This is a genomic window from Spirillospora sp. NPDC049652 (assembly GCF_040675125.1).
Classification (GTDB): Bacteria; Actinomycetota; Actinomycetes; order Streptosporangiales; family Streptosporangiaceae; genus Spirillospora.
Window position 1 is genome coordinate 1 of the sequence record NZ_JBFAOF010000861.1, and the last position, 3,116, is coordinate 3,116.

Genomic DNA, 3,116 nt, shown 5'->3' on the forward strand with positions numbered 1-3,116 from the left:
CGGCCGTCCGCGCCGCCCTCGCCGAGGGCGACGTCGCGGCGGTCTACGCCGAGGCCCCGTCCTACCTCGGCGTCGTCGACCCGGCGCTGCCCGAGCTCGGCGCGCTCGCGCACGAGGCCGGCGCGCTGTACGTCGTGAACTGCAACCCGATCTCGCTCGGCGTCGTCGCGCCGCCCGCCTCCTACGGCGCGGACATCGTCTGCGGCGACGTCCAGCCGCTCGGCGTGCACATGAGCTTCGGCGGCGGCAACGCCGGGTTCATCGCCACCCGCGACGAGGAGCACCTGGTCGCCGAGTTCCCGTCCCGGCTGTTCGGCGTCGTGCCGACCGCCGTCGAGGGCGAGTACGGCTTCGGCGACGTCGCCTACGAGCGCACCTCCTTCGCGCTGCGCGAGGAGGGCAAGGAGTGGGTGGGCACCGCCGCCGCGCTCAACGGCATCGCCGCCGGCGTCTACCTCGCGCTGATGGGCCCGCAGGGCATGCGCGAGATCGGCGAGACCATCATGGCCAACACCCGCTACGCCATCACCCGGCTCGCGGCGGTCCCGGGCGTCGAGGTGCCGAACGCGGACGCGCCGCACTTCGCCGACTTCGCCGTGCGCTTCACCGGCTCCCGCACCGTCGCCGAGATCAACGCGGCCCTGCGCGAGCGGGACGTCTTCGGCGGCCACGCCCTCTCGGAGCGCGACGCCCTGTACTGCGTCACCGAGGTGCACACCAAGGACGACATCGACCGCCTCGCCGCCCTGCTGGAGGAACTGGCCAAGTGAGCAGCCACGCCAACACCGGACCCGTCACGACCGACGACGCGCGGATCGCGCCCAAGCCGCCGCTGCGCCGCTTCCACCAGGCCCGCTGGGACGAGCCGCTGCTGTTCGAGCTGGGCACCCCCGGCACGCGCGGCGTCGGCGTCCCCGCGCCCGAGGTCCCCCTGGACGACTCCCTGCCCGAGGCCCTGCGCCGCAAGGACGCCCCCGCCCTGCCGGAGATGTCGCAGATGCACGTCCTGCGGCACTACCTGCGGCTGTCGCAGGAGAACCTCGGCGTCGACCTCAACATCGACGTCGGCCAGGGCACCTGCACCATGAAGTACAGCCCGAAGGTCAACGACCGGTTCGTCCGCGACCACCGGATCTCCGAACTGCACCCGCTGCAGGACGAGTCGACCGTCCAGGGCGTCCTGGAGGTGCTGTACCACCTGGAGAAAATGCTCGCGGAGATCTCCGGCATGGACCGGGTCTCGCTGCAGCCGGGCGCCGGGTCGGCCGCGATCTACACCAACATCGCGATGATCCGCGCCTACTTCGCCGCGCGCGGCGAGCTGGAGCAGCGCGACGAGGTCATCACCACGATCTTCTCCCACCCGTCCAACGCGGCCTGCGCCAAGACCGCCGGGTTCAAGGTCATCACCCTGTACCCGGACGCGGACGGCTACCCCGACATCGAGGCGCTGAAGGCGGCCGTCGGCCCGCGCACCGCCGCCCTGATGATCACCAACCCGGAGGACACCGGGATCTTCAACGCGCGGATCGCCGAGTTCGTCGACATCGTGCACGAGGCCGGCGGCCTGTGCGCCTACGACCAGGCGAACGCCAACGGCATCCTCGGCATCACCCGCGCCCGGGCCGCCGGGTTCGACATGTGCCACTTCAACCTGCACAAGACGTTCTCCACCCCGCACGCGTGCGGCGGCCCGGCCGCGGGCGCGTCCGGCGTGAGCGAGAAGCTCGTGCCGTTCCTGCCGCGCCCGACCGTGGAGTTCGACGGCACCCGCTACTTCCTGGACGACGACCGCCCCGAGTCGGTCGGGAAGATCCGCCCGTTCTACGGCGTCGTCCCGAACCTGGTGCGCGCGTACGCCTGGATCATGTCGCTCGGCGCGGAGGGCCTGCGCGAGGTCGCCGAGATCGCCGTGCTGAACAACAACTACCTGATGAAGAAGATCCTGGAGATCCGCGGCGTGTCCGTGCCGTACGCCGAGGGCAGGCGGCGCATCGAGCAGGTGCGGTACTCCTGGGAGGAGCTGCACAAGGACACCGGCGTCCACAGCGAGGAGATCGGCGTCCGCGCGGCCGACTTCGGCACGCACTACTGGACGAGCCACCACCCGTACCTGGTGCCGGAGCCGATGACGCTGGAGCCGACCGAGTCCTACTCCCGGCAGGACCTGGACGAGTACGCCGCGATCCTCGCCGAGGTCGCGCGCGAGGCGTACGAGGACCCCGAGACCGTGCGGACCGCCCCGCACAACTCGACGATCCACCAGATCCGGCACGAGACCCTCGACGACCCGAAGACCTGGGCCGTGACCTGGCGCGCCTACCGCCGGAAGATCCTCGGCCAGTGAGGTACGGACTGGTGGTCAACCCGGTCGCCGGACTCGGCGGCCGGGTCGGCCTCAAAGGCAGCGACGGCCCCGACGTCCAGGCCCGCGCCCGCGAGCTGGGCGCGGTCCCGCGCGCGTCCGACCGCGCGACCGCCGCGCTGCTGGAACTGAAGGCCAGGCTCGGCGCGCCGGCCGTGCTGACCGCCGCCGGGCCGATGGGCGAGGACGCGGCCCGCGCGGCCGGGCTCGACCCGGACGTCCGGTACGTCCCGGACGGCGGGGACACGACGGCGGCCGACACGGTCGCCGCCGCCAAGGCGCTCGCCCCCGACGTCGACCTGCTGCTGTTCGCCGGCGGCGACGGGACGGCCCGGGACGTGCTGGACGCGGTCGGCACGTCCGTGCCCGTCCTCGGCGTCCCGACCGGCGTGAAGATGCACTCGGCGGTGTTCGGCGTCGGGCCGCGCGCCGCCGGGGAGGTCGCCGCCCGCGCCGCCGCCACCCGCGCCTTCACCGAGGCCGAGGTGATGGACCTGGACGAGGAGGCCGTCCGGTCCGGCCGGGTCTCGGCCCGGCTCTACGGCCACCTGCTCGTCCCCGACGTTCCCGTCCGCGTGCAGCAGCGCAAGGTCGGCAGCTCGGCCGCCGACCCGTACGCGGTCGGCGGGATCGCCGCCGAGCTGGCCGCGCGCGTCGGCGGCGGGCAGCTCGTCCTCGGCCCCGGCGGGACGACCCGCGCGATCGCCGCCGCGCTCGGCGTGGACGTCCCGGTCATGGGCGTCAACGTGCT

Annotated in this window: 3 protein-coding genes; all 3 read left to right on the top strand. The window is 73.3% G+C overall.

Features of this window, described 5'->3' with window-relative positions; genetic code table 11:
- Window positions 1-770: PLP-dependent aminotransferase family protein (locus AB0J52_RS33925; RefSeq protein ID WP_500186975.1), on the top strand; the 770-nt coding region annotated here is incomplete at its 5' end.
- Entirely contained in the window at window positions 767-2,347 is a 1,581-nt protein-coding gene (gcvPB, locus tag AB0J52_RS33930) for an aminomethyl-transferring glycine dehydrogenase subunit GcvPB (protein ID WP_500186976.1), read from the top strand. The genes AB0J52_RS33925 and gcvPB, both read left to right, overlap by 4 nt.
- The coding region (locus tag AB0J52_RS33935) for an ATP-NAD kinase family protein (RefSeq protein ID WP_500186977.1) at window positions 2,344-3,116 on the top strand (773 nt) is incomplete at its 3' end. The genes gcvPB and AB0J52_RS33935, both read left to right, overlap by 4 nt.